The following is a 24,847-nucleotide window of genomic DNA, read 5'->3' on the forward strand; positions in this document are numbered from 1 at the left end:
ATTAGTTCTTTATAAAAACTATATAACTAATAAATTGTAAAAGAGGATGAATATGTTTAATAGCGATGAGGAAATTTATAGCTTGAATTTATCTGTTAATAATGACTCTGATGTTATCATTGGCCATAGGTTTTATCTTGATATAGAGATAATACCAAAAACAATAACAGAAAATCAATTTGATATAGAAATAAAGGATATCAGTGGGTTTAAACATATAGATGTCATTCACCCTATAAAATACCAACGGGATAAGAATTCATATAATATGAGTGTGCTATGTGTTGTCAATGATAATGATTCAATAAAAGCAGGTGAAAATATATATTTTACACTCACTGGCATTAATAAAGTAGTAAGGTTTTATGCAAAAGATTTAGTCAAAAGTACGATTCAGTTGAAGAAAAATAAAAGTGTCTGTATGACACCGAATGATGATGATATAGATAATAATAAAGAACACTATATCAGTTATTGTACTACATTATTTGATACAAACGGTCAATTACTGAAAAACATTCCTGTTCAAATTTTTTCTGAAAATAAAGAGGACATAGAAAGAAGTATCATCATCACGACTGATCCTGACAAGCCAGAACAAAAACCTGAAATCATTAAGCCCCATAATGATGGGGACAAAATTGAGGTGATCATTACTAGTGGTGAGGACGGAAAAGTGAAATTTCGTGTATATCCCATTATGAATACACCTGTTGTTATAGATTTGATCAGTAAAATAGAAGGGGTAGCTGAATATCATTCCGGTACTATACATATGGTTTCTATTTTTCCATCTGATAATAATACGTTACCTAATCCCCCATATATTCCCGAATTATCTGGAAATTTATTGAGTAGTGATGGCCGAAAATTTTTTGACATTCAGATTGATTCTTATCCAAATGTATCAATGACAGACTGTATTTTATTTTTCAATAAAAAAAATAATGACAGCTCTTTTGATCCAGAAGGGTTAATATTGCCCGTAAAAAAAATTTCCGATGTTGTGGAACCGAATGGTCAAGATAACTCATCTTATACATTTTTGATGCGAAGAGATATATTTCCACCTGAAGAAGATTCTATTTTTTATTATGTAATATCTCCAGAATTTGGTGACAGCATCTTTTCTGAATCTCAACAAATTAAATATACAGGAGGTCAACTAAACACACCTAATTACAATGTGAATAGAGTATTTAATATGCCTGATGTTTTCTCAAGCTTTGCCAACATAAAAAGTGATCCTAAACTTGAGAATTCTGATGATGATAAAAAAACATTTAACGAAATAATTACTCCAAGAGACATCTCCAATTATCCTATAAGTGGTTGTCAACTATATGTAAAACTTATTTCCACTAATGATGAAAGTGATCTGGCTCATCCACTTTGGGGGAAGGATATATATTTAAGGATGTATGTTAAATCAAAAAACAAGAACTTTAATAAGATATTTAAAATCACTTCACCTTATACTCCAGATGAATCAGGAGGAAAAATGGCAACAGCTATCATTAAAATTTATTCGCCAGAACTTAATGATATCAGGGAGAATATAAACGGTGGTCTAGGAATGATCTATTTTGAATATTATACAATTAATCCACTTAACCAAGAAAAAACATATAGCCATTATTGGAAAAGTGAAATTTTAACAAGTGATTTATGATAAGAATGATAATGATAAACGGCTGTCGGTCTGACAGCCAATCCCCCAAGATAAGCGAAGCTGGCTTCGCGTAACAACACAATATATTGGGGTTAATCTGCATTATTAAAACAGTAACAGCGCTTCACTTAGAAACCCGGAGGATTAACAATCAACTTCCCGGCAACTCCACTATCAGCCCTCTCCAATATCTGGCTGTAATACATAAAAGGAAAATTCTCATAAGATGGTTGCACCATATTAACCAACAATTCTGCCCGGCTATCAATCCAAACAGTATCTTTCCAGCCATAATCCTGTGGCTCTGGACGTTTGCCATTCAGATTGATGACTTTAAATCTTACCCCTTCAATATGCAAAGGCTGAGGTGTTGACGTTGTGACTATCCAACGCTCCCATGCTCCTTGCTGGCTTGTTATATCGATTCGATGCTTATTCGCTAGTGAACCATTGCTCCCTGGTGAATAATCTCCCAAATCAATCTGACGGCTTCGAATGGAGGCGTTAATATGTGGATTATCAGCTACAAGCTGAGTCGGTAATTGATCTGTCACCAAAGGAAGCAACCCACTGGCTTTCAGTGTTAATACTGTGGTTGACAAGAGCTTAGTTGAATATTCCAACAGGCCTTTCAAACGATCCATTATGCCTGCCGATTCCCCCGCAGTAATGGTAACACTCTCCCCTTTTGACATATCAATCAGGATCTCACGACGCTCTCCCGGAGCCAGTGACAATAACTGTACCGCTACGGGAGCAGGCAGCAATCCTTGATCAGTACCAATCATGTAGAACGGGCGTCCATCGCTGAGTTGCAATTCATATCGCCGAGCATTAGAAGCATTCAGCAAACGCAGTCTGACCCAACCTCTGGCAACTTCCACGAAAGGATTTTCGACACCATTAACAATCAAGCTATCACCAAGAAAGCCTTGATTATCCGTTGGGTTGTATTGTGGCACACCAAAATTATCAAACCGCTTATCTTGCAAAATAACAGGAAAATCATCGACACCATAATGTTTGGGCAACGGCAGGCTACGGCTGCTTTCGTCTTCCACCAGCCACATACCTGCAAGGCCGGCATAAACGTGCCGTGCCATTCGATTTGGGGTATTGGCATGATACCAACAGGTGGTTGCAGGCTGGTCTATCTGGATAATCGGCGACCAACTTTCCTTCGGTTTTATCAAACGGGTCGAGCCGCCTATTAAGGTTCCGGGGACCAATAACCCCCCTACGGTCATTGAAACCGGTTCAGATAGCCGATTGCTATATATTAATTTGACATAATCCCCTCGGCGCACCCGAATTGTTGGCCCTAAATAATGTCCGTTAATACCCCAAATGTTAGCATTCTTACGGCCATTAAACGCCCAGTTGGCTTTTTGTATAGTTAAAAACAGTGGTTGTCCTATTCGGGATTCCAGTAAGGGAGGGATCGGCAATTGTGTTTGTTGATTTTTCTTGGCTCTAATCACAAAAGGAAGCGCACCTAAACACATTGCCACACCTGAAGCCTGAATAAATTGGCGCCGACTCAGTGACATACTTTCTCCACAGAAGAAATGGTCTCTACAACAGAAATAATTTGCACAACGAGAATAGTAATCTCCAATGACTGCATATAGCCTTCTTCTTCCAAGCTGCGGCTTGAAACTCTTGGGCATACAATTCAAATAATTACTGGGATGAAGACTCCGATATTGTGGCTATCAAGAGTTATTATTCTATCGATTGCGTTTAATAAAAACGTTAATTTATTAAACGCAATCATATCGCGAATAGGAGAGAAATTCTAAAACTATCTTAAATTTGTGGCGATAATCCGGCCAAAATGCAGGAGATCATATTTGATAATTCCAGACAGTTTACTGTCATTCAATTATCCCCGCTTATTCAGCGCCTCGACTTCTTTATCCAGTTCTTCAATCTTAGTTTGCATCATTTGTCGACAGTGTTCTGCCAGTTCACGCACCTGTTCTTTGGTATATTTCTTGGTGTCAATCGGAGGCAACATTTCAACAATAACGGTGCCATTATTCCAACGATTGAGTTTTATTTTATTGTGTGTGGAAGAAACACAGACTGGCACGATAGATACTCCTGCTGCAATGGCTGCATGAAAAGCACCTGTTTTAAAGGGCAGTAAACCACGGCCACGACTGCGTGTTCCTTCTGGGAACATCCAGACCGATACCTGATTTTTTTTGATCTGATCGACAACCTGCGAAATTGTGCCATGCGCTTTTGTTCGGTTGTTCCTGTCGATCAGGATATTACCTGTCAACCAATAAATCTGGCCAAAAAAGGGAATAAAGACCAGGCTTTTTTTACCTACAGTGACTGTACGTGGCTGCACCGCATTCGACATAGTAATCATGTCGTAATTGTTTTGGTGATTGCCGATATAAATGCTAGGCCCATATTCCTGAGCTTCCGCTGGAATACGTTCCAGCAACTTAATGCCAAACACTTTATGCAACTTGCCAAACGCATGACCAAAAGTCATGACATGACGTGGATTACGCGGACTGAATAAACAGTAGATACAACCAAAAATAAAGACCAGTATCGTAAACAGAATAACAATTATTCCACGAATGATTGCCAGCATAGCTGCCCCTTGCTAAGCAGGCCAGTGTATTACACTGGCCTGAGATTATGATTGATACCTTTCATCCCGCAATTTGCAGCTCAATTGGTTGTGCCACAAATTGAAATCTGTTGGGTATAAATAGCTAATATAAAATAATAACGATAATTATATTAGAAAATAACCATATGAAATATATACCGTTATTACATAAGATTACTGTTTGGGCATCTCCACTTCAACGCGATCAACACGCTGCAAACCACGAGGTAAAGACGTTCCCTTGCGCCCTCTTTCAGCCCTGAATTTCTGTAAGTCCTCAGGACGAAGCAATAATTTGCGCTTGCCAAAGTAAAGCGTGATTGAAGATTGTGAAGGCAATACCAACAACCAACTCAACATATCTTCGCCTGATACGGCCTGTACGGCAGGAATAGAAACAATCTTATTGCCTTTTCCTTTCGAAAGCTGTGGCAGATCAGCCACCGGGAACATCAACATACGACCAGCTTTGGTAATCGCCAGTAACATATCATCCTGTTCGTTGTTAATCTCCAGTGGCTGCATTACTTTGGCATTTTCAGGCAAAGTAATCATTGCCTTGCCTGCGCGGTTTTTTGCAATCAAGTCATTGAAAGTACAGATAAAACCATATCCTGCATCTGATGCCATCAAGAATTTCTGCTCTTCTTTCGCCATCAGAAGGTGTTCAACCGCTGCCCCGGCAGGCAATGCCAGTTTACCCGTCAAAGGTTCTCCTTGCCCTCTGGCTGAGGGTAAATCCAACGAATCAACAGAGTAGCTGCGTCCAGTGGTATCAATAAAGACCACAGGCTGGTTGCTCTTGCCGCGGGCCGCACTGCGGAAGCTGTCACCAGATTTGTAATTCAAACCCGCCGGATCAATCTCGTGCCCTTTCGCACTACGTACCCAGCCCATTTCTGACATGATGACTGTAATCGGCTCAGATGGCAGGATGTCATGATCACTCATGGCTTTAGCTTCTGTGCGCTCTTTCAATGGAGAGCGGCGGTCATCGCCGTAGCTTGCGGCATCGGCAATAATCTCTTTTTTCAGTAACGTACTTAATTTACGCTCAGAACCCAAGATCGCCTGAAGTTTGTCGCGTTCTTTCGCCAGTTCACCCTGCTCGCCACGGATTTTGACTTCTTCCAGTTTCGCCAAGTGGCGCAATTTCAGTTCAAGAATGGCTTCTGCCTGCGTTTCGGTTAATCCAAAACGCTGTATCAATACTGGCTTCGGCTCATCTTCATTGCGAATAATGTGGATGACTTCATCAATGTTCAGATATGCCGCCAGCAAACCTTCCAGAATATGCAGCCGCTTCAGGACTTTTTCCAAACGATAATTCAAGCGATTACGCACCGTCTCGCGGCGGAAAATCAACCATTCACTGAGGATCTCAACCAAGCCTTTCACCGAAGGACGGTTATCCAAACCGATCATATTGAGGTTAACGCGATAACTCTTTTCCAGATCAGTGGTTGCAAACAGATGGTTCATGACTTGTTCGACATCCACGCGATTAGTACGTGGAACAATGACCAAGCGAGTCGGATTTTCGTGATCAGATTCGTCACGCAGATCATCCACCATCGGCAATTTCTTTGCCCGCATTTGGCTGGCGATTTGCTCCAGTATCTTCGCGCCTGATACTTGATGGGGCAGAGCCGTAATAACGACGTTACCTTCTTCTTTCGACCAAATTGCCCGCATCCGCACCGAACCACGACCATTTTTGTAGATCTTGCGGATATCTTCTTTTGGCGTGATGATCTCAGCTTCTGTTGGATAGTCCGGCCCTTTGACGTATTCCATTGCTTCATCAAGCGATAGATCAGGCTTATCCAACATGGCAATCAGGGCATTCGCTACCTCACGGGCATTGTGTGGCGGGATGTCAGTCGCCATACCAACGGCAATACCGGTAGTACCATTCAGCAAGATATTGGGAAGGCGGGCAGGCAGCATTTTAGGCTCCTGCAATGTGCCATCAAAGTTTGGCACCCAATTTACAGTTCCCTGTCCCAATTCACTCAACAACAATTCGGCATATTTGGACAAACGGGATTCGGTATAACGCATCGCCGCAAAGGATTTGGGATCATCCGGCGCTCCCCAGTTTCCTTGTCCATCCACCAACGGATAGCGGTATGAGAAAGGTTGCGCCATCAAAACCATGGCTTCATAACAGGCCCCATCTCCATGCGGATGGTATTTACCGAGAACATCACCGACAGTACGGGCAGATTTTTTAAATTTGGCGCTACTGCTCAGCCCCAATTCTGACATCGCATAGACAATACGACGCTGAACAGGCTTTAAGCCATCACCGATAAAAGGCAACGCCCTGTCCATGATGACGTACATGGAGTAATTCAAATAGGCGTTTTCAGTGAACGTGTGGAGCGGCTGACGCTCCACACCATCGTGAGTTATCTCACTCATGTATTAATTTCCTCAGAATCTGTATTGACTACCGTGCGCGACATTTTTATTTATTTAGCACCAATCATTTATGCGCTAATCAGTTATGCACTAATCAGTTATGCGCTAAACTTCAATATCGATGGAATCACCCTTCTCTTGCAGCCAATTACGGCGATCTTCTGAACGTTTCTTCGCCAGAAGCATATCCATGACTGAGAGGGTTTCTTGATAATTTTCATCATCGATAGTCAATTGCACCAGACGGCGAGTGTTGGGGTCTAATGTGGTTTCGCGCAACTGAATGGGGTTCATTTCACCCAACCCTTTAAAGCGCTGGACGTTCGGTTTACCCCGCTTGCGGCTCAAACGATCCAGTATGGCGCTTTTTTCCCCTTCATCCAGTGCATAATGCACTTCTTTGCCGAGGTCGATACGATACAGCGGTGGCATTGCCATATAGACATGCCCGCGTTTCACCAGTGTCGGGAAGTGACGGACAAACAAGGCACACAGCAATGTTGCAATATGCAATCCATCGGAGTCCGCATCCGCCAGTATGCAAATTTTACCATAGCGAAGCTGGCTCAGATCGTCGCTATCCGGATCGATGCCAATTGCCACAGAGATATCATGGACTTCCTGCGAAGCCAGTACTTCATCCGAAGAAACTTCCCATGTGTTCAGGATTTTTCCGCGCAGAGGCATGATTGCCTGAAATTCACGATCACGGGCTTGCTTCGCAGAACCGCCAGCGGAATCTCCTTCCACCAAAAACAGTTCAGTAATATTGAGATCTTGCGCAGTACAATCTGCCAATTTACCCGGCAAAGCGGGGCCATTAGTCAGCTTTTTGCGCACGACTTTCTTTGCCGCACGCATTCTGCGCTGCGCACTGGCAATCGCCATTTCTGCGAGCTGCTCCGCATCTTGAATGTGCTGGTTTAACCACAGACTGAATGCATCTTTCACCACGCCGGAAACAAAAGCCGCAGACTGGCGAGAAGAGAGGCGTTCTTTGGTTTGGCCGGCAAATTGCGGATCTTGCATTTTGAGGGACAACACATAAGCACAGCGATCCCAGATATCATCAGCGGAAAGTTTTACTCCACGCGGCAGTATGTTGCGGAATTCGCAGAATTCACGCATGGCATCCAGCAAGCCTTGGCGCAAGCCGTTAACATGAGTTCCCCCCTGTACTGTCGGGATCAGGTTAACATAACTTTCAGTCAATAACTCTCCACCTTCAGGCAGCCATAACAATGCCCAATCAACCGCTTCAGTATCCCCGCTGAATGTACCGACAAATGGTGCTTTTGGCAGAGTCACCAGCCCATTGACGGCTTCCAGCAGATAATCAGTCAGCCCGTCGGCATAACACCATTTCTGTTCGGTATTGTTCAGTTTGTCCTTGAAGACAATTTCAACTCCCGGGCACAGTACCGCTTTCGCTTTCAGCAAATGGGTCAAACGAGTGATAGAGAAACGAGGGGCATCGAAATAGCTTTCATCCGGCCAGAAATGGACACTTGTTCCGGTGTTGCGTTTACCGCAACTGCCGATAACTTCCAATTCTTGTACTTTTTCGCCATTCTCAAAGGCGATCTGGTGAACCTGACTGTTACGACGAACAGTCACTTCCACGCGCTTGGACAGGGCGTTGACTACCGAGATCCCAACCCCATGCAAGCCACCAGAAAATTGGTAATTTTTATTGGAGAATTTTCCTCCCGCATGTAGGCGGGTCAGAATCAATTCAACAGCAGAAACTTTTTCTTCAGGATGGATATCAACCGGCATACCACGGCCATCATCTATCACTTCCAGAGACTGATCGCTGTGAAGGATTACTTCAATATGCTTCGCGTGGCCAGCCAGAGCTTCGTCCACACTGTTATCGATCACTTCCTGTGCCAGATGGTTCGGACGGGCTGTATCAGTATACATTCCGGGACGACGACGAACTGGCTCCAGGCCACTGAGGACTTCAATGGCCTCTGCGTTGTAACTAGATTGAGTCATGTTGTAATTCTGTCGGTTGCTTCGTTAATAGAGGGCCAATCAGTATTGATATACTGTTGATAATACCAGTCGCTTATCTATTTTTGGCAATTTTTTTACTATTGCCACTGGTTAGCCCCAAGAAGTCGATGATTTGAGGGAAATAGTATTCGAAGCCAATAAAAGCATGATTCCCACCGGATTCAACCGTCTGCCGGCACTGCATCAGGTAAGCAACGGCTTGTCGGTAATCGAGCACTTCATCCCCTGTTTGCTGCAATAGCCAGATAAGATCAGGCGATTCCAGCGGTTCAATGTGCATCACTTTGAGATCATATATGTGGCTTTGTTCGAGAGTATACCGCTCTTCGGTATAGGGATTCACGTTTTCCCCAAGATAATTCTGAAGCAAGTCGAATGGACGTACCGCAGGATTGACGACCACGGCAGGCAAACCAAAGCACTGGGAAAGCCAGATAGCCAGATAGCCACCTAAAGAAGAACCCACCAGCCCGATATTTTCACCGGCGCGTTCCATTACCAGTTCTTCCAGTATGATAGCCGCATCTTCAGGATAAGGAGGTAATTGCGGCACCAGCATGTCAATTTCAGGATGCTGCTGGTGCAGCCAAGTTTTCAGCTCATTCGCTTTCGCTGATTGAGGTGAACTATTAAAACCATGTAAATAAAGTAACGTCGACATTAATACCCGTCCGAATCTAAATCCGGGCAAAACTCGTTACTCTTCAGCCTGTGAACCTGTGTTTGCAGTTTCGCTTCTTTATTACCAGTCACAGAATTGCCAGTCACAGAATTGCCAGTCACAGACAGTTCAAGATAACGCCATCCCGGAGCCACTGTATCAAGCATAAAATTAGTACAATGTGGCTTAAATTGCACACAGGTTGATGGTGTTGCCATAACACGAATGCCATTCCACATTTCATCAACTTCTTGATGAATGTGCCCACACAGTATGGCTTTCACCTGCGAGCTGCCTTTCAAACATTCTGATAATTCGGGGGAATTACGCAAACTGTGCTGATCCAGCCATGTGCATCCAGACGGTACAGGATGGTGATGAAGCATAACAATCGTATGGCGCTCGCTGTGTTCATCCAAACATTTTTTCATCCATTCAAGCTGATAATCCGTCAATTCACCATGAGGAACGCCCTGTACCTGACTGTCCAGCATAATTAACTGCCAATGCTGCCCAATGAATATCTGCTTGGAAGGTGAGATCCCAGCGGATGCCAACGTATCAACCATTGCTGGCTGATAATCGTGGTTGCCCGGCAACCAAACACAAGGTGCGGTCAAACGGGCAATTCCCTCCGCAAAATGCTGATAGGCATTGATGGTCTGATCCTGTACCAAATCACCTGTCGCAACGATCAAATCAATATCGAGATTTTGCTTCAGGATCATGTCCAATACAGCCTGATAACTGCAATAGGTATTGATTCCCAGCAGTGAATCGCCTTTATTGGCAAAAAGGTGTGTATCGGTGATTTGCAGTATTCTGGCTGTGGCGCCTTCTGCCACAGGTACTTCAAGCAGGCTTTCCAAAAGGTTTCCTTTTCCTGTCGATCATGAGAATTATTTTAGCGTATATTTATGCAAAAGATCTGCTGACTGGGGCACACTTCCCGTTTTCCAACGCAAATTAGAAATGATATCCCAACCACGCTTTCTTAATTTTTTCATGGTGCAATGCCAGCCATTGTATTGCAATAACCGAAGCCGCATTATCGATAATACCTTCTTCCACCCACTGATAGGCTTGTTCACGGCTGACAACCAGAACACGAATATCTTCATGTTCACCTTCCAGACCATGAACCCCTGACGCAGTAGAGGAATCGATTTCACCGACAAAAATATTCATGCGTTCTGTTGTGCCTCCGGGGCTGGAAAGATAACTCAATGCAAATTGGCAACGCTTAACCTCAATACCTGCCTCTTCCACTGCCTCGCGACGGACGACCTGTTCAGCATCTTCTCCCTCTTCGATCATGCCAGCAATCACTTCCAGCAACCACGGCGTATGACTGGTTTCAATCGCCGGAATGCGGATTTGTTCAATCAAAACAACTTCATCGCGTACTGGATCATAAGGCAGCAAAACACCGGCATGACCGCGTTCAAAAACCTCACGTTTAACTGTTTCACTCCAGCCTCCCCGAAATAGGCGATGCCTGAATTGATATTCAGTCATTTTGAAAAAACCGTGATAAAGCGTTTTTTGGGAAATAACTTCAACATCTTGTTTAGTAAAACTAAATGGCGAGGCAAGATCTTTACTCATAAAATCTCCGGATTATTTTTTAAAATTTCCTATTATTAAAATGTATTTTTCTACATTGATCTAAATAAATTCCTTTTGATGATACAAACAAGCCGAAAAATGAGGCAATATGGCACAAACAGCCACCCTACCCTGCTGGCATTCTCTGCTAGAATCTGTGGTATTGGTTTTTATGCAGAGGCAACTTAAGTAAAATAGCTGCACAACAAGGAACGCAAATGAAAAAATTGCTCTCTCTTTTTATCGCTATGAATCTGGTAGGTTTTAGTACTTCAAGCCATGCAGCGGATCTGCTACAGATTTATCAGCAGGCGAAAGAAACAAACCCCGAATTGCTTAAGGCACAAGCTGACCGCAATTCGGTTGTTGAAAACATTAATGTAACGCGTGGTAGTTTGCTGCCTCAATTGGGTCTGAGTGCTAACGCCAATTATGGCAAGGGCTTTCGTGACAGCAGAAATTCAGAATCTCATGGCACCGGTGCAAGCCTAAGCTTGACCCAGACTATCTTTGATATGGCGAAATGGAACCAACTGAACCAATCTGAGAAAAGTGCAGGTATTGCAGATATCAGTTTTCAGGCGGCTCAACAAAAATTAATTCTGGACACCGCTCAAGCTTATTTTGATGTTCTGAATACAATTGATACCCTAACATTTACCGAAGCCCAGAAAGCCTCACTGTATCGCCAATTAGATCAAACTACCCAACGCTTTAATGTCGGCTTGGTTGCCGTTACCGACGTGCAGAATGCCCGCGCCCAATACGATTCAATTCTGGCACAAGAAGTTTCCAATCGTAACAATCTGGACAATGCATTGGAAAAACTGCGCCTGATTACGGGTATTTACTATCCTCAATTGGCCTCATTGAATATTGACCAATTTAAAACGAAACAACCGGAGTCCGCTGATAGGGTATTGAAAGAGGCAGAAAACCGTAATCTGAGTCTGCTGTCAGCTCGCTTAAAGCAAGATTTAAGCCGTGAACAAATTAAAAATGCCCAAACTGGCTATATGCCGACTGTTAATTTAGAGGCAAGTACTGGTGTCACTAATTCCCATAGTCGCGGTGCTAAATATGGCAATGAATATCTAGGCAATAATTCCGTTAGGTTATCATTAAATCTTCCCCTGTTTAGTGGTGGTGCTACTTACTCTCAAGTAGAACAGGCAAAATATAATTTTGTCAGCACCAGTCAGGAGTTGGAAAACACCTACCGTAAAGTGATACAGGAAGTGCATTCTTCCTCCAATAATATTTCTGCTGCCATCAGTAGTGTTGAAGCCAACAAACAGGCCGTCATTTCTGCACAAAGTTCATTAGATTCAATGGAAGCGGGTTATCAAGTGGGAACTCGTACTATTGTGGATGTACTGGACTCGACAACCAAGCTGTATCAAGCCAAACAAAATCTGTCCAAGGCACGTTACGATTACCTGCTTTCCCAACTACAAATCCAACAAGCCCGTGGCATTTTAAATGAAAATGATTTGATAGCATTGAACAAGATGCTGGGCGTGCAAATCTCAACCGCTGCCAGCAGCATCATTAAAGAGATGAAAACGCCATCAATTCGTTGATTTAACGTACTATCGTTCTTGATCGAAAAACGTTATATTAAAAACGCTATACTAATAAAGAAAGCAGCCCACCGATTGTGTGGGCTGCTTTTTAAGCATAGCCCTTTATGCATAGCCTTTTATATATAGCCCGGAGAGCCAATCCCATTGGGCACCATAAATGGGATACGCTCTTAATCTTAATCAGATACCTTCAAGATGGATGCTCCCTATGACAATTATTTCTTTAACACGCAGGAAACGGACAAAAGAGATAAACCGCGATTCTTTCCGCAAAACATGGCGAAGCTATCGCCTGGCACCAGTAGCGCTCGCTGTCAGTGCTGTTTTCATGCTATCAGCTTGTGAACAGAACGATGAAACGGTGTCACTCTATACCAATGCTGATGAGTGCTCTCAGGCGAATCCTTCTAAAAGTGAACAATGCAAGACGGCCTATAACAACGCCCTGAAAGAAGCGGAAAAAACCGCGCCGAAATATGCTTCTCGTGAAGAATGTGTTGCTGAATTCGGTGAACAACAATGTACTCAAGCCCCTGCTCAGGCCGGAGTCGGTCAACCTCAGGCTCAGGCTCAAAACAGCAGCGGCAGTTTCTGGATGCCTTTGATGGCGGGTTATATGATGGGACGCTTAATGGGCGGCAGCGCTGCACCATCACAACCGCTGTTCACATCAAAATCGGCCTCCAGCCCAGCTAATGGCAAGTTTGTTGATGCGACAGGCAAAAGCTATGGCTCTGCCACCGCGGGTGGTCGCAGCATGACAGTGCCAAAAACGGCAATGGCACCAAAACCCGCAACCACAACCACGATTACCCGCGGCGGTTTCGGTGAGTCGGTGGCGAAGCAATCAACCATGCAGCGTTCGTCTGCCAGCTCAAGTTCCAATTCTTCCCGCTCGATGGGTGGTTAATTAACGATGAAACGCATTGGTATTACCGAGCGCCCGGATTGGCGCGAAAAGGCAGCAGAGTACGGTTTTAATTTTCATACCATGTACGACCAGCCTTACTGGAGCGAAGAGGCCTATTACCAGTTCACTCTGAACCAGATTGAAGAAATTGAAGATGCAACGACAGAACTGCACCAAATGTGTTTGCAGGTCGTGGAAAAAGTGGTCAACAGCGAAGAGCTGCTGACAAAATTCCAGATCCCAAAACATTGTTGGGAGTTTGTTCGCTCTTCATGGGTAACCAGTCAGCCTTCGCTCTACTCCCGCTTGGATTTGGCCTATGATGGCAAAAATCCGCCTAAGTTGCTGGAAAACAACGCCGATACCCCAACCTCATTATATGAATCAGCTTTCTTTCAGTGGATCTGGCTGGAAGATCAGATCAATGCAGGTAACCTGCCGTCAAATGCAGATCAGTTCAACAGCCTGCAAGAAAAGCTGATTGAGCGGTTTGTTCAGTTACGTGAAAAACATGGATTTGGCTTGCTGCACATGGCCTGCTGTCAGGATTCTGAAGAAGATCGTGGCACAATTCAATACTTGCAGGATTGTGCTGCGGAAGCAGATATTCCGACAGAATTCCTGTTTATGGAGGATATCGGGCTGGGTGAGAAAGGCCAGTTTACCGACTTGCAGGATCAAGTGATCAGCAATCTGTTTAAGCTGTATCCATGGGAATTTATGCTGCGTGAGATGTTCTCCACCAAGCTGGCCGATGCCGGCGTCCGTTGGCTGGAGCCATCATGGAAAAGCATTATCTCCAACAAGGCGCTGTTGCCGATGCTGTGGAAAATATTCCCAAATCATCCTAACCTGCTGCCAGCTTATTTTGCGGATGAACGTCCTTCAGACATGAATAGCTATGTCATTAAGCCACTATTTTCCCGTGAAGGGGCTAATATTCGCATTATTGAAAATGGTCGTGAAGTCGCCAATGCCGATGGCCCTTATGGGGAAGAAGGCATGATTGTTCAGCAGTTCCATGCGTTGCCGAAATTTAACGATAGCTATGCGCTGGTCGGTAGCTGGTTGGTAGATGATCAGTCTGCGGGTATCTGTATCCGTGAAGACCGTGAGTTAATTACTCAGGATTTGTCACGTTTTTACCCGCATATTATTTTGGATTGATTCAATTAGCCAATCTGAATAGATAACATACTCAAGGAGCCGTCTTCAATCCCCTCAACGGGCGTTGAAATCGGCTCTTCTTTATCCCATGTTCCCATCACATACAGCAACGGCAGGAAGTGTTCTGGCGTTGGATTAGACAATAGACCATCTTCCCTGTCCAAAGCATTAAGCAGAGGATGAGGTTCTTCCAGACTCGTTAAATTGTCACGCACAAATTGCTCAAAAGAGAGTGCCCAAGGAAAAGGTTTTGCATCCAGCTCTTGGGCGGGCAGGTTATGCACAACGTTTCCACTCCCCATGATTAAAACGCCTTCATCCCGCAGTAAAGCTAATTTTTTACCTATTTCATAATAAAAAGAAGCAGGTTGATTGCGATCCATGCTCAATTGAACAACGGGAATATCTGCGTCAGGATACATTTTTGCCAGTATTCCCCAAGATCCATGATCCAATCCCCATTTTTCAAAATCAGTCTCGACCTCAATCGGTTCAAGAATATCCTGTACTAATACAGCCAGTTCAGGAAAACCTTTAGCCGAATATTGTTTTTCATGCAACTCTCGGGGAAAGTTACCAAAATCGTGAATAGTTCTGGGCTGTGCCATCGCTGTCACAGCAGTGCCATTCGTATACCAATGCGCGGAAATCACAAGAATCGCCCTTGGTCTGGGTAATTTTTCCCCTAATTCAAACCAAGCACGTGAGTAATAGTTATCTTCAATAGCATTCATTGGACTACCATGACCAATAAATAGAGCAGGCATTCTCAGGAGACTCATTTTCGCCCCTTATACAGCAAAGTAAACATTTCGAATAATGTATTGTTGGACTATGATAAAAAAATTATGACAAGATTAAGACCCTTCTTCCTTGAATAGCATCAATCAAAAATTATGGAGTGTTTCAGAAATACTGAAAGGCCACAGGGTGTGGGCTGTAGCCTCTCAACGTACATGCATATGTCTCCCCATCTTTCAAGCTAGCGTACTGCTATATTACTATATGTTAATACTACTACATGTTAATACTACTACATGTTAATACTGCTACATGTTAATACTGCTACACGGCAGTACTGTGCGGCAGTACAGCAACTCGAAATCTGTTGAGTATAACCGATATATTCTATTCTGATCTGTTTTCTACCCTAGTTTTAAATACATACTATTTAGGGATTGCTTCAATGAAAACATAAGTAAAGCTAATCAAAATACCTATTAGCTAGCTTTCTTTGCTATTTTTAAGCGGTAATTCACTAAGTCTTCAATAGTGACTACTGGCATATCATGCTGTTTTGCGAATTCAATTACTTCAGGAGCTCGAGCCATTGAACCATCGTCATTCATCAATTCACACAGCACTCCTGCTGGCTTGAAACCCGCCATTTTAACTAAATCAATGGTCGCTTCGGTATGACCACGACGAGCTAAAACCCCTCCCGGTTGCGCACGCAAGGGAAAAACATGTCCTGGACGATTCAAATCGTTTGGTTGTGCATCATCTGTAATAGCGGCTTGGATCGTCGTGATGCGATCTGCCGCAGACACGCCCGTTGTTACTCCGTGTGCGGCTTCAATAGTAACAGTGAATGCGGTTTGGTACTGGCTGGAATTGCTTTCCACCATCATTGGCAATTCTAGCTGTTGGCGGCGCTCTTCGGTCAGGCAAAGGCAGACAATTCCGCTGCCATGACGAATAGTCAATGCCATTTGCTCTACAGTCATCGTTTCAGCGGCGAAAATCATATCGCCCTCATTCTCACGATTTTCGTCATCTAGCACCATCACGCCTTGACCCGCACGCAAAGCGGCAAGCGCACGTTCAACACGTTCAAATGGTGTTCCATATGAGGAAAGCAGCGTCTGATTCATGGTAAAAAAACCTCTTTAAATGTATGGGTTACCAGAATCAGGGCAATTTTGAGGAGTTCGTGCTGCACAAAAATACGGCAACAAAAACAACAGACGAGCGCAAGCACTCGATTGATGCTGTTATTCTCTCCCATCCGGACTATCACCGTCGGCTCCAGAATCACACTGGATCTGCTGACCTCTGTTTTAACCCTTATTGCTTAATTTTCTGATAAGCTAAAAAAACAATAAAGACATAATGATAAACAGAGCGCTCGCGGGCTTCATAAAATGATCAGTCGATATTTTATGTTACCGCCGGTAGGGATTTTCACCCTGCCCTGAGATAAACAATTGCACTATAGCGCTAATAATCGGCAGGAGCAAACACCAAAATCAAATATGAAACCTGACTCTCAATCATTTATGCTTTCGCCATGAAATATTAAAATACTGCCAACATCTCTATGCTATAACACTCTGTTACACTATAAGATACTGTTTGCTATAAAATACAGTTACGCTATAAAAGGATGATAATCATGCTCGATCCAAAGAAAATTGAACAAATTGCGCGCCAATTCCATAATGTGATGCCAAAAGGCGTCAAAGAATTTGGCGATGATGTAGAAAAAAAATTGCGTACCGTTCTCCAATCCCAATTGAGCAAGTTGGATCTTGTAAACCGCGAAGAATTTGATATTCAGACACAGGTATTGCTACGCACCCGTGAGAAATTGGCTGCAATGGAACAACGCTTGAATGAATTGGAAGCCCGTCTCGAAGGAGCAGACAAAAAAAATCAACAGGCTGAATAATGGTGCGAGGAGAATAGCTACCTCAGCTCAATTCTCCTCCCTATTTTATATTTTTTTCTACGCACATGGCCCTGGCAATATCCATATTATGTTGCGTTAATTTTTTCATGCACGCCTTATATTTATCACCATAACTTTTATATTCTTCTCTTGCTATGGATAATGGTTTTTTCAATAACCCCTCAATAAACTCGGCACTTCCCACCTCAAAATGCTGGTAATCTATTGGTGTATCCCAATATCCTCCCCATCTCATAAAGCCATTCGAAAAAAAGATATCAAGTACTTTTTCTGCCATTCCTTTTCTAACCATTTTTCCGGGTCTTTTTTCTATTCTATTTAAATATTTTTCTTCGCTGCCCTCAGGTAAAATATAAGGGATACCATGCTTAAAACCTAAAAATGGATTCTGTACCGGGTTAATATCTATTGCTGCTCCATACGCATGCTTTGACCATGATGAGGCTCCTGTTATTTTCCTTCCATTGAAGGCTGATGTGTTATTATCACGCATGGAGGCATTATCATCCCCATGATAATGCTCGATTGCTAAGGCCTTATGTATTGGGAATCGAGCTGATAATAATTCGTGAAAAATATTTTCAACTTGTGGTGAAAATATATCAAGAACAATGATTTCACCGAAATTTTCATTTCCTGAGAAATCAATGTATGTGAAATTAACTACGTTTAATCGATTACAAGATACTGGATTACTTTTTGTTATCACGCCAGACAATTCCATTTTCTGACAATCATCTTGTGTGAGTGGAGATATTTTCGCTGGCACATAATAAGGAAATAAAAAAACCAATAAACATGCAAATTTAAATAGTTTCATAAATCCATCATAAATAATAAATTAGATAATACATTATCATAATTACTATTTGGTTAGAGTAAATGATTCATTTATGTATTATCGAAAGAAAAAATGACAGATAACTTGAAAAAAGTATCTGCCGTCATGCTCCAAAAGAAGCATAACGGCACCTGATATCTATTTTATTGGCGCTTAATAGTTTTGATGATATTGGTTGTTGAAATACCATCTTCGAAGTTCAATACCTTAACTTCTCCACCCGCAGCCCAAACATCTTCGCTACCGGCAATCTCTTCTGGCTTATAATCACCGCCTTTGACCAAAATATCCGGCAAGATACCTGAGATTAAGCACTGCGGTGTATCTTCTTCAAATGCTACAACCCAATCTACAGATTCCAGAGCCGATAACACAGTCATGCGCTGTTCCAACGGGTTTACTGGACGTGTTTCCCCTTTAAGGCGCTTGGTTGACGCGTCACTATTCACAGCAACGATCAGGCGATCACCTAATTTGCGTGCGTTGGACAGGTAAGAAACGTGCCCCGCATGAAGGATGTCAAAACAGCCATTAGTCATGACGATACGTTCACCACGCTGGCGGGCCTGTGCAACAGCTTCTTTCAATTTGGCTTCACTCATTACGCCAAATCCGGTTTCTGCACGCCCCCGCACTGCATTTTCCAGTTCAACAGATGAAACCGTAGAAGTTCCCAGCTTGCCAACAACCACACCCGCGGCCGCATTGGCTAAGTAACAGGCTTCATTCAGCGGCTTGCCAGCAGCTAAAGCCGTTGCCAATACACCAATTACGGTATCTCCAGCACCAGTGACATCAAATACTTCCTGAGCTTGAGTCGGCAGATGCAATGGGGGTTGTCCTACCTGCAACAAACTCATGCCTCGCTCAGAACGTGTGATCAACAGCGCTTTCAGCTCCAAATCCTGCACCAGTTTCGTGCCTTTTTGTACGACATCATCATCACCCTTGCAATGCCCTACAACGGCTTCAAACTCTGACATATTCGGCGTCAGCAGCGTTGCACCACGATAGCGGCTAAAATCGCTGCCTTTTGGATCGATAAGCACAGGAACATTGGCTTCATTGGCCAGTTTAATCATGGCCTGAATCTGACTCAATGCTCCCTTGGCATAATCCGACAGTACTAACGCACCAATATGAGGCAAGGATTGTTGAATTTTTTCCAGCATCGGCTGGGCATCCACGTTCTGGAAACCTTCTTCAAAATCCAGACGTAATAATTGCTGATTGCGTGATAAGACACGCAGTTTTGTGATAGTTGGATGAGTTGGAACAGAAACAAAATCACATCGGACTTTCACACTGCTGAGTTTTTCACTCAATGCCCGCGCAGCGTCATCAATGCCCGTCAAGCCAACCAAACGTGAATTAGCACCCAATGAAGCAATATTCATGGCTACGTTAGCCGCTCCGCCAGGACGCTCTTCTATGGTTTCAACCTTAACCACAGGAACCGGTGCTTCCGGTGAAATGCGGCTGGTTGGGCCGTACCAGTAGCGATCTAACATGACATCGCCAACAACCAAAACACTTGCGCGGTGAAAATCAGGGAGTGTTACTTTCATCCCATGCTCCAAATATCAGAATAAACTGTTGCGGATATTACCATAATCACGTTCAGTGCCAGAAAACTTGATCAGGAAAAACGACTATTTTAGCTATTTCTATAACTGCTATTTCTATAACTGCTATTTCCATAACTGCTATTTCTGTAACTGTGCACTAAAATCATTTTCTAGCCATTTTTGCCAGCTATCACGTACCAATGCTTGCTGCTGGCTGAAATGTCCGGCCGAAACCCGGCTGGATAACGCTTGCAAAGCTAAATGATGCAGTTCATCACGCATGGTGATATAAGCCTGTGTCAGTGCCATCGCTTCTTGCTCATCCATAATGTTATAGTTCGCCATTAGCTCGAAAATTCGTACATTATCAGACCAGCGGGTCAACTTGGCATTTTCCGGGGCATAACGCAGTACCTGATACTGAGCGATAAACTCAATATCTGTGATCCCACCCGGATCAGCTTTGATATCAAATTGATCTTGTTGATGGCTGCCCAAGTGTCGGTACATTTTCTCTCGCATCTCACGCACTTGTTGACGCAGAAGATCGGGATCGCGGGGAAGACACAATGTTTCACGGCGAATACGTTCAAAATGATCGCGCATTTTCTCATCGCCAAAAACCATGCGCGCACGAATCAGCGCCTGATGCTCCCAAGTCCACGCTTCATTTTTTTGATAATCATCAAAGGCTTCAAGGGTACTGACCAGCATTCCTGACTCACCGGACGGCCGCAGACGGGCATCAACGTCATACAATATCCCCGACGCTGTTCGGGTACTGAACAAATGCATGATACGTTGGGCAAGACGCAAATAAAATTGCCGGGCATCAATGGAACGAGCACCATCCGTCATCACATCCATGGGGCAATCCAGCAAGAACACCAGATCCAAATCAGAACCATAACCGAGTTCCCAACCGCCCAATTTGCCATAGCCAAGAATGGCAAACCCTAATCCCTGCCGCTGGGATAAATGCGCCGGAACGCCGTAGCGTTTTATCATTTGATTCCACGCCAGCTTTACAACAGCTTCAATAATCGCTTCTGCCAGATAAGTCAGATGGTCACTCACTTTCATTACAGGCAAGACACCTGCAATGTCTTCTGCTGCGATCCGCAATAATTGTGCTTGCTTAAATTGACGCAAAGCCTCCAGCAATTGTTCTTCATCGTCTTCAGGAATACGTAGCAGATATTGATAAAGCTCATCACGATAATCTTCCATCGGCAACGGCTGATACAGCGATTTGGGATCAAGCAGTTCATCCAGTAATAACGGATGGTGAGCAAGCTGGCTTGCTATCATCGGAGAAGCAGCACAGAGCCGGATAACGTGGATCATGACCTGCTCTGATTCCAGCATCAGTTCCAGATAAGTCGTACGGCTAACAATACTGAGCAACAGGGAAATAATCCGCTCCAAAACGATATCGGCATCTTCCCTGGCTCCAATTTTCTCCAACAGACGCGGCATCAATTGGTCAAGCACATCCCTTCCCCTTGGGCCAATGGTGCGCTTACTGACGTCTTTACGGAAAAGCGCCATCACATCAAGCATCTTCCGGGCTTTTGCATCATCAAGGTGAGGAATTAATGCGATGAGTTCGTCTGGGTTCAGGGATTCTTGCCATAAACTCTTGAACGGTACATGGCTGGCCTCCTCACTATTCTCCTCTATTTCATCGCCAATCAATTGTCGGAAAATAGCCCGTACTGCATTCATTTTGTGTTCGGTTTCTGCCATCAATTCATTCCAATCGGCAAAATTCATTCCCCAAGAGAGACGAGCACGATCCAGCTCATTATCCGGTAAGGTTTGCGTTTGTTGGTCACGAATAGATTGCAGCAAGTTCTCAAGCCGACGTAAAAACAGATAGCTTTCTTCCAGTTGTTTCAACTGTTCCGCGGGCAATAAAGCCAAATCGTCGATGGCCTTCAATGCTGACAATAATGAACGGGATTGCAGGCTCGGCTCTCTTCCTCCACGAATAAGCTGAAACACCTGAGTGATAAACTCAATTTCACGGATCCCGCCCGCCCCCAATTTAATATTATCTTTTAATCCCCGACGACGAACTTCCCGTTCAATCATGCCTTTCATATTGCGCAAAGATTGAATTGCACTGAAATCGATATAACGACGGAAAATAAACGGTCGCAACATTTGGCGCAGTTCCTGACTATAATCCTGATCACCATGCCCCAAAATACGCGCTTTCACCAAGGCATAACGTTCCCAGTCACGCCCTTGTTCCTGATAATAATCTTCCAATGCCGGAAAACTGAAAACCAAAGGCCCACTATCTCCAAATGGGCGTAATCGCATATCTACACGATAAACAAATCCGTCTACGGTTTGTTGATCCAAGGCCTTAATTAACTTCTGTCCCAATCGAGTAAAGAACTGAGAATTATCCATGTCTCGACGGCCGCCTTGCGTTACGCCATTTTCTGGATAGGCAAAAATGAGGTCAATATCAGAGGAAAAATTGAGTTCTCCGCCCCCCAACTTTCCCATCCCCAAAATAAGCAGTGGCTGCGCCACACCATCACTATTCGTAGGCGTTCCCCAATCCTGACAGCAGCGTAGATAAAGCCAATCACGGGCGGCTATAATCAGGGTTTCAGCCAGCATACTTAATTGCTGTAATGTCTGTTCTGTCGTACTGCTTTGCAATGCCTGCGACCATGCAATCCTGACCAGCATCCGATGACGGAAAAGACGTAAACCCCGCATCAGACCATTTTCATCATTTGCCACCAGCAACGTTTGTTCTAACCAATGGGCATAATATTGCCATTCCTCTGGTTGAGGGGGATTCTGCCGAATATCCTCCAGCCATACCGGATGTGATAACACGTTTTCTGCCACAAAATCACTTAATGACAACACAGCCTGTTCATTAGGTGAAAAAGACATTATCGTTTCCCCCAATGGCGGAAGATTCGCAGCGATATGCTGAAATTGTCGAGCTAAGGGTAATGAAAGTGGCAGCATAACTGTTTTCCTTACTGGCTGTTTTTTAGTCTTTTTTAGCTATTTTACATAGCGAAGGGCTTATCGGTGCTGAGCCATCAACCATTGCATTAACGCCAGCTTACATTGCAACCAAGAAGCGCTATAACACACGGTTTCAGCGTCTGAGCAATTTTCAGACCAAGTTGCGGTGGACATATTTAAAGCAACCTTTAATTCCGGCAGTAAATTAGCTAATGAATCCAATATCGGCAAATGTTCAGTCTGTCTTTCAGTCAGTTTCGTCACCCACTGTAAAACCTGCACCAATCCCATTTTTCCTTCTGGCAAACCTGCTAGCCACCCTTCTTCTTGCTCTTGCCATTGCGCCAGAATTTCAGTCAGAAGCACGGACAATGGCTGCTGCCATTCCAACTCGTCCGGCACTCTTGGCAATGTTTTATGTGATGAACCATTTTTATGTGATGAACCATGAACAAGCGCATATCCCCGTGCAGCCTTGCTTTTATTTGCTAAACGCAGGCCACTCTGTGATGCCAGTTTGTTCGCTAATGACAGAATATCAGTGACATTTCCGTTTTTCAGTTCCAGTTCAAACTCACAAATAAGTGAAGTCTGACTTCCTGAATCTTTATTTGCAGAAAAAATGGTTCCCTGATCCAGCACCACTTCAATTTCACTTTCTCCGTAAGTTATAAGCCATTTTTCACGGTTAAAATCGGTGCTGAATAATTTGTTCAATTGTGCCTGTAGATAAGCAAGATCGGTATTTTCAGGCCAGATATGGCTGGGAAATCGAGCCAGATCCAATTCAGGATGAGGCAAAGGAACGTTGAACTCAGGACGCTGGTGCAATCCCCCAAGCACTTTACCCGCCGTTTTCATGGTCATCTCATAGCGCCCGTCAAAACCACGAATGCGCAGCCCCATGTCCCAACGCCGTAATTGATTATCTGCCGTCTCAAAATAAATATTAGTCAGATGTTGTGGTGAAGTGTAATCATGAGGAAACTGAAATAACTGCTGGCGAACTGCCGGTATCGCATCAGGCTTCACGGACAGTTTTAATTCTATTTCTACAGAACTCATATTTTCTATTCCTCAATGGATATTACAGAATTTTTTTCTTAATCCTGTTCACACTCTCTTTCACAAAAGAAAAACTTTCACAGAAGAAACATTTCACAAAAAAAATTCTCATAGAAGAGAAAAATAAACCACAATAGGGTGTTATCTCAACAAACATCACATTCACTTCGCCAAAAAAAACCTAACAAGGCCTGTATTCAGCCTGTTGATATAGCACTTATTCTGGTTTACTGATTGCACCCACAAACGTAACTCTTTACTATCCCTTAAGTAGTTTGAATCACGATAGTTTGAATCACGATTAGTCCATACTCGATTAGTCCATAAACAAAGAACAGTTGAACATAGAATGCAAAAACTACATCGATTATTTATCCTGTTATTGAGTTTCACTCTTCCATTATCCGCACACGCTGAAGAAAAACGCTATGTTTCCGATGAGCTATCAGCTTATATTCGTAGCGGCCCAAGCATTAAAAACCGAATTATTGGCTCACTGAATGCCGGTGAAGAGGTTATCTTAATCAGCCCCAAATCAGATAATGGCTTTTTACAAGTGAAAGACCAAAAAGGGCGTACAAGCTGGATACTCGCAAGTGAACTCAGCAATATTCCAAGCCTGCGTGAACGTATCCCCTCCATGGAACAAGAGATCAAAACACTAACCGAAAAACTGTCCACAATTGACGATAGATGGAATGAACGTACTGCCGAGCTGCAAAACAAAGTGGCAACCAGCGATAAGATCTTCAATGATCTGAAAAAAGAAAATGCCCAACTCCAGACTAAATTGATCGTCGCTGAGAAAAAGGTAGAAGCTGCCAATGTGCAACTGGATAAAAAGCAAAGGGAAATTATCTTGCAATGGTTTGCATATGGCGGTGGTGTTGCGGGGATTGGCCTGATTTTAGGGCTGATATTGCCACATATTATCCCTCGCCGTAAAAAGAAAGATCGTTGGATGAGCTGATTTAAGGAAGTAAG

General features: G+C 43.6%; 19 protein-coding genes and 1 riboswitch. Of the genes, 6 read left to right on the top strand and 13 right to left on the bottom strand.

What is annotated here, in order from left to right:
- Positions 1 to 52: 52 nt before the first annotated feature.
- On the top strand, positions 53 to 1,672 hold the full coding sequence (locus PSI14_RS02160) for a hypothetical protein (RefSeq protein ID WP_273574197.1): 1,620 nt from the start codon (positions 53 to 55) through the stop codon (positions 1,670 to 1,672).
- A 128-nt stretch (positions 1,673 to 1,800) separates the two neighbouring features.
- On the opposite strand, the gene ftsP is transcribed toward PSI14_RS02160, so the two are convergent.
- From ftsP to nudF, 7 genes are all read right to left on the bottom strand, one after another.
- The gene (ftsP, locus tag PSI14_RS02165) at positions 1,801 to 3,222 is read right to left on the bottom strand and encodes a cell division protein FtsP (protein ID WP_273574198.1); all 1,422 of its coding nucleotides are present in this window, start codon (positions 3,220 to 3,222) and stop codon (positions 1,801 to 1,803) included.
- Positions 3,223 to 3,557: 335 nt separating this feature from the next.
- Positions 3,558 to 4,289, bottom strand: a complete 732-nt coding sequence (locus tag PSI14_RS02170) for a 1-acylglycerol-3-phosphate O-acyltransferase (RefSeq protein ID WP_273574199.1) — start codon at positions 4,287 to 4,289, stop codon at positions 3,558 to 3,560.
- A 195-nt stretch (positions 4,290 to 4,484) separates the two neighbouring features.
- Positions 4,485 to 6,737 (bottom strand): DNA topoisomerase IV subunit A, encoded by a 2,253-nt coding sequence (gene parC, locus PSI14_RS02175; RefSeq protein ID WP_273574200.1) that lies wholly within the window; start codon positions 6,735 to 6,737, stop codon positions 4,485 to 4,487.
- A gap of 105 nt (positions 6,738 to 6,842) precedes the next feature.
- Positions 6,843 to 8,738 (bottom strand): DNA topoisomerase IV subunit B, encoded by a 1,896-nt coding sequence (gene parE, locus PSI14_RS02180; RefSeq protein WP_273574201.1) that lies wholly within the window; start codon positions 8,736 to 8,738, stop codon positions 6,843 to 6,845.
- Positions 8,739 to 8,811: 73 nt separating this feature from the next.
- Positions 8,812 to 9,420 carry an esterase YqiA gene (gene yqiA / locus PSI14_RS02185; RefSeq protein ID WP_273574202.1) on the bottom strand — a complete coding sequence of 203 codons (609 nt, stop codon included), beginning with the start codon at positions 9,418 to 9,420 and terminating at the stop codon, positions 8,812 to 8,814.
- A complete protein-coding gene (gene cpdA, locus PSI14_RS02190; protein ID WP_273574203.1) occupies positions 9,420 to 10,289 on the bottom strand; it encodes a 3',5'-cyclic-AMP phosphodiesterase in 870 nt (289 codons plus the stop codon). Before cpdA ends, yqiA begins: the two co-directional genes overlap by 1 nt.
- Before the next feature lie 97 nt (positions 10,290 to 10,386).
- The gene (nudF, locus tag PSI14_RS02195; protein WP_273574204.1) at positions 10,387 to 11,028 is read right to left on the bottom strand and encodes an ADP-ribose diphosphatase; all 642 of its coding nucleotides are present in this window, start codon (positions 11,026 to 11,028) and stop codon (positions 10,387 to 10,389) included.
- Positions 11,029 to 11,246: 218 nt separating this feature from the next.
- On the opposite strand from nudF, the gene tolC reads away from it, so the two are divergent.
- The 3 genes from tolC (at position 11,247) to PSI14_RS02210 (ending at position 14,691) form a co-directional block, all read left to right on the top strand.
- Complete coding sequence (tolC, locus tag PSI14_RS02200) at positions 11,247 to 12,611, top strand: outer membrane channel protein TolC (RefSeq protein ID WP_273574205.1); 1,365 nt, start codon at positions 11,247 to 11,249, stop codon at positions 12,609 to 12,611.
- Between the two features lie 211 nt (positions 12,612 to 12,822).
- Complete coding sequence (locus PSI14_RS02205; RefSeq protein WP_273574206.1) at positions 12,823 to 13,524, top strand: DUF1190 family protein; 702 nt, start codon at positions 12,823 to 12,825, stop codon at positions 13,522 to 13,524.
- Between the two features lie 6 nt (positions 13,525 to 13,530).
- A complete protein-coding gene (locus tag PSI14_RS02210) occupies positions 13,531 to 14,691 on the top strand; it encodes a glutathionylspermidine synthase family protein (RefSeq protein ID WP_273574207.1) in 1,161 nt (386 codons plus the stop codon).
- Positions 14,692 to 14,696: 5 nt separating this feature from the next.
- On the opposite strand, the gene ygiD is transcribed toward PSI14_RS02210, so the two are convergent.
- Positions 14,697 to 15,473 carry a 4,5-DOPA-extradiol-dioxygenase gene (ygiD, locus tag PSI14_RS02215; protein WP_273574208.1) on the bottom strand — a complete coding sequence of 259 codons (777 nt, stop codon included), beginning with the start codon at positions 15,471 to 15,473 and terminating at the stop codon, positions 14,697 to 14,699.
- A gap of 438 nt (positions 15,474 to 15,911) precedes the next feature.
- Positions 15,912 to 16,565: a 3,4-dihydroxy-2-butanone-4-phosphate synthase gene (ribB, locus tag PSI14_RS02220; protein ID WP_273574209.1), complete on the bottom strand. Its 654-nt coding sequence runs from the start codon at positions 16,563 to 16,565 to the stop codon at positions 15,912 to 15,914.
- Positions 16,566 to 16,683: 118 nt separating this feature from the next.
- Positions 16,684 to 16,897: riboswitch (FMN riboswitch) on the bottom strand.
- Positions 16,898 to 17,086: 189 nt separating this feature from the next.
- On the opposite strand from ribB, the gene ubiK reads away from it, so the two are divergent.
- Complete coding sequence (gene ubiK / locus PSI14_RS02225) at positions 17,087 to 17,362, top strand: ubiquinone biosynthesis accessory factor UbiK (protein WP_273555334.1); 276 nt, start codon at positions 17,087 to 17,089, stop codon at positions 17,360 to 17,362.
- Between the two features lie 40 nt (positions 17,363 to 17,402).
- Here the strand turns inward: ubiK and PSI14_RS02230 are convergent, their stop codons facing one another.
- The 4 genes from PSI14_RS02230 to PSI14_RS02245 form a co-directional block, all read right to left on the bottom strand.
- On the bottom strand, positions 17,403 to 18,203 hold the full coding sequence (locus PSI14_RS02230) for a M15 family metallopeptidase (protein WP_273574210.1): 801 nt from the start codon (positions 18,201 to 18,203) through the stop codon (positions 17,403 to 17,405).
- 164 nt (positions 18,204 to 18,367) lie between these two features.
- Positions 18,368 to 19,792: a bifunctional D-glycero-beta-D-manno-heptose-7-phosphate kinase/D-glycero-beta-D-manno-heptose 1-phosphate adenylyltransferase HldE gene (hldE, locus tag PSI14_RS02235; protein ID WP_273574211.1), complete on the bottom strand. Its 1,425-nt coding sequence runs from the start codon at positions 19,790 to 19,792 to the stop codon at positions 18,368 to 18,370.
- A gap of 138 nt (positions 19,793 to 19,930) precedes the next feature.
- Positions 19,931 to 22,795: a bifunctional [glutamate--ammonia ligase]-adenylyl-L-tyrosine phosphorylase/[glutamate--ammonia-ligase] adenylyltransferase gene (glnE, locus tag PSI14_RS02240; RefSeq protein ID WP_273574212.1), complete on the bottom strand. Its 2,865-nt coding sequence runs from the start codon at positions 22,793 to 22,795 to the stop codon at positions 19,931 to 19,933.
- 60 nt (positions 22,796 to 22,855) lie between these two features.
- A complete protein-coding gene (locus PSI14_RS02245; RefSeq protein WP_273574213.1) occupies positions 22,856 to 23,863 on the bottom strand; it encodes a CYTH domain-containing protein in 1,008 nt (335 codons plus the stop codon).
- 349 nt (positions 23,864 to 24,212) lie between these two features.
- Here PSI14_RS02245 and PSI14_RS02250 point away from each other — a divergent pair, with 349 nt between their 5' ends.
- Positions 24,213 to 24,833 carry a TIGR04211 family SH3 domain-containing protein gene (locus tag PSI14_RS02250; RefSeq protein ID WP_273574214.1) on the top strand — a complete coding sequence of 207 codons (621 nt, stop codon included), beginning with the start codon at positions 24,213 to 24,215 and terminating at the stop codon, positions 24,831 to 24,833.
- Positions 24,834 to 24,847 lie beyond the last annotated feature (14 nt).

It is taken from the genome of Xenorhabdus anantnagensis, from assembly GCF_028598555.1.
GTDB classification, from domain to species: domain Bacteria; phylum Pseudomonadota; class Gammaproteobacteria; order Enterobacterales; family Enterobacteriaceae; genus Xenorhabdus; species Xenorhabdus anantnagensis.

Bases quoted from the DNA above. Each gene is read 5' to 3' on its own strand.
- PSI14_RS02160 (WP_273574197.1), top strand. From the start codon at position 53: ATGTTTAATAGCGATGAGGAAATTTATAGCTTGAATTTATCTGTTAAT.
- ftsP (WP_273574198.1), bottom strand. From the start codon at position 3,222: ATGTCACTGAGTCGGCGCCAATTTATTCAGGCTTCAGGTGTGGCAATG.
- PSI14_RS02170 (WP_273574199.1), bottom strand. From the start codon at position 4,289: ATGCTGGCAATCATTCGTGGAATAATTGTTATTCTGTTTACGATACTG.
- parC (WP_273574200.1), bottom strand. From the start codon at position 6,737: ATGAGTGAGATAACTCACGATGGTGTGGAGCGTCAGCCGCTCCACACG.
- parE (WP_273574201.1), bottom strand. From the start codon at position 8,738: ATGACTCAATCTAGTTACAACGCAGAGGCCATTGAAGTCCTCAGTGGC.
- yqiA (WP_273574202.1), bottom strand. From the start codon at position 9,420: ATGTCGACGTTACTTTATTTACATGGTTTTAATAGTTCACCTCAATCA.
- nudF (WP_273574204.1), bottom strand. From the start codon at position 11,028: ATGAGTAAAGATCTTGCCTCGCCATTTAGTTTTACTAAACAAGATGTT.
- tolC (WP_273574205.1), top strand. From the start codon at position 11,247: ATGAAAAAATTGCTCTCTCTTTTTATCGCTATGAATCTGGTAGGTTTT.
- PSI14_RS02205 (WP_273574206.1), top strand. From the start codon at position 12,823: ATGACAATTATTTCTTTAACACGCAGGAAACGGACAAAAGAGATAAAC.
- PSI14_RS02210 (WP_273574207.1), top strand. From the start codon at position 13,531: ATGAAACGCATTGGTATTACCGAGCGCCCGGATTGGCGCGAAAAGGCA.
- ygiD (WP_273574208.1), bottom strand. From the start codon at position 15,473: ATGAGTCTCCTGAGAATGCCTGCTCTATTTATTGGTCATGGTAGTCCA.
- ribB (WP_273574209.1), bottom strand. From the start codon at position 16,565: ATGAATCAGACGCTGCTTTCCTCATATGGAACACCATTTGAACGTGTT.
- ubiK (WP_273555334.1), top strand. From the start codon at position 17,087: ATGCTCGATCCAAAGAAAATTGAACAAATTGCGCGCCAATTCCATAAT.
- PSI14_RS02230 (WP_273574210.1), bottom strand. From the start codon at position 18,203: ATGAAACTATTTAAATTTGCATGTTTATTGGTTTTTTTATTTCCTTAT.
- hldE (WP_273574211.1), bottom strand. From the start codon at position 19,792: ATGAAAGTAACACTCCCTGATTTTCACCGCGCAAGTGTTTTGGTTGTT.
- glnE (WP_273574212.1), bottom strand. From the start codon at position 22,795: ATGCTGCCACTTTCATTACCCTTAGCTCGACAATTTCAGCATATCGCT.
- PSI14_RS02245 (WP_273574213.1), bottom strand. From the start codon at position 23,863: ATGAGTTCTGTAGAAATAGAATTAAAACTGTCCGTGAAGCCTGATGCG.
- PSI14_RS02250 (WP_273574214.1), top strand. From the start codon at position 24,213: ATGCAAAAACTACATCGATTATTTATCCTGTTATTGAGTTTCACTCTT.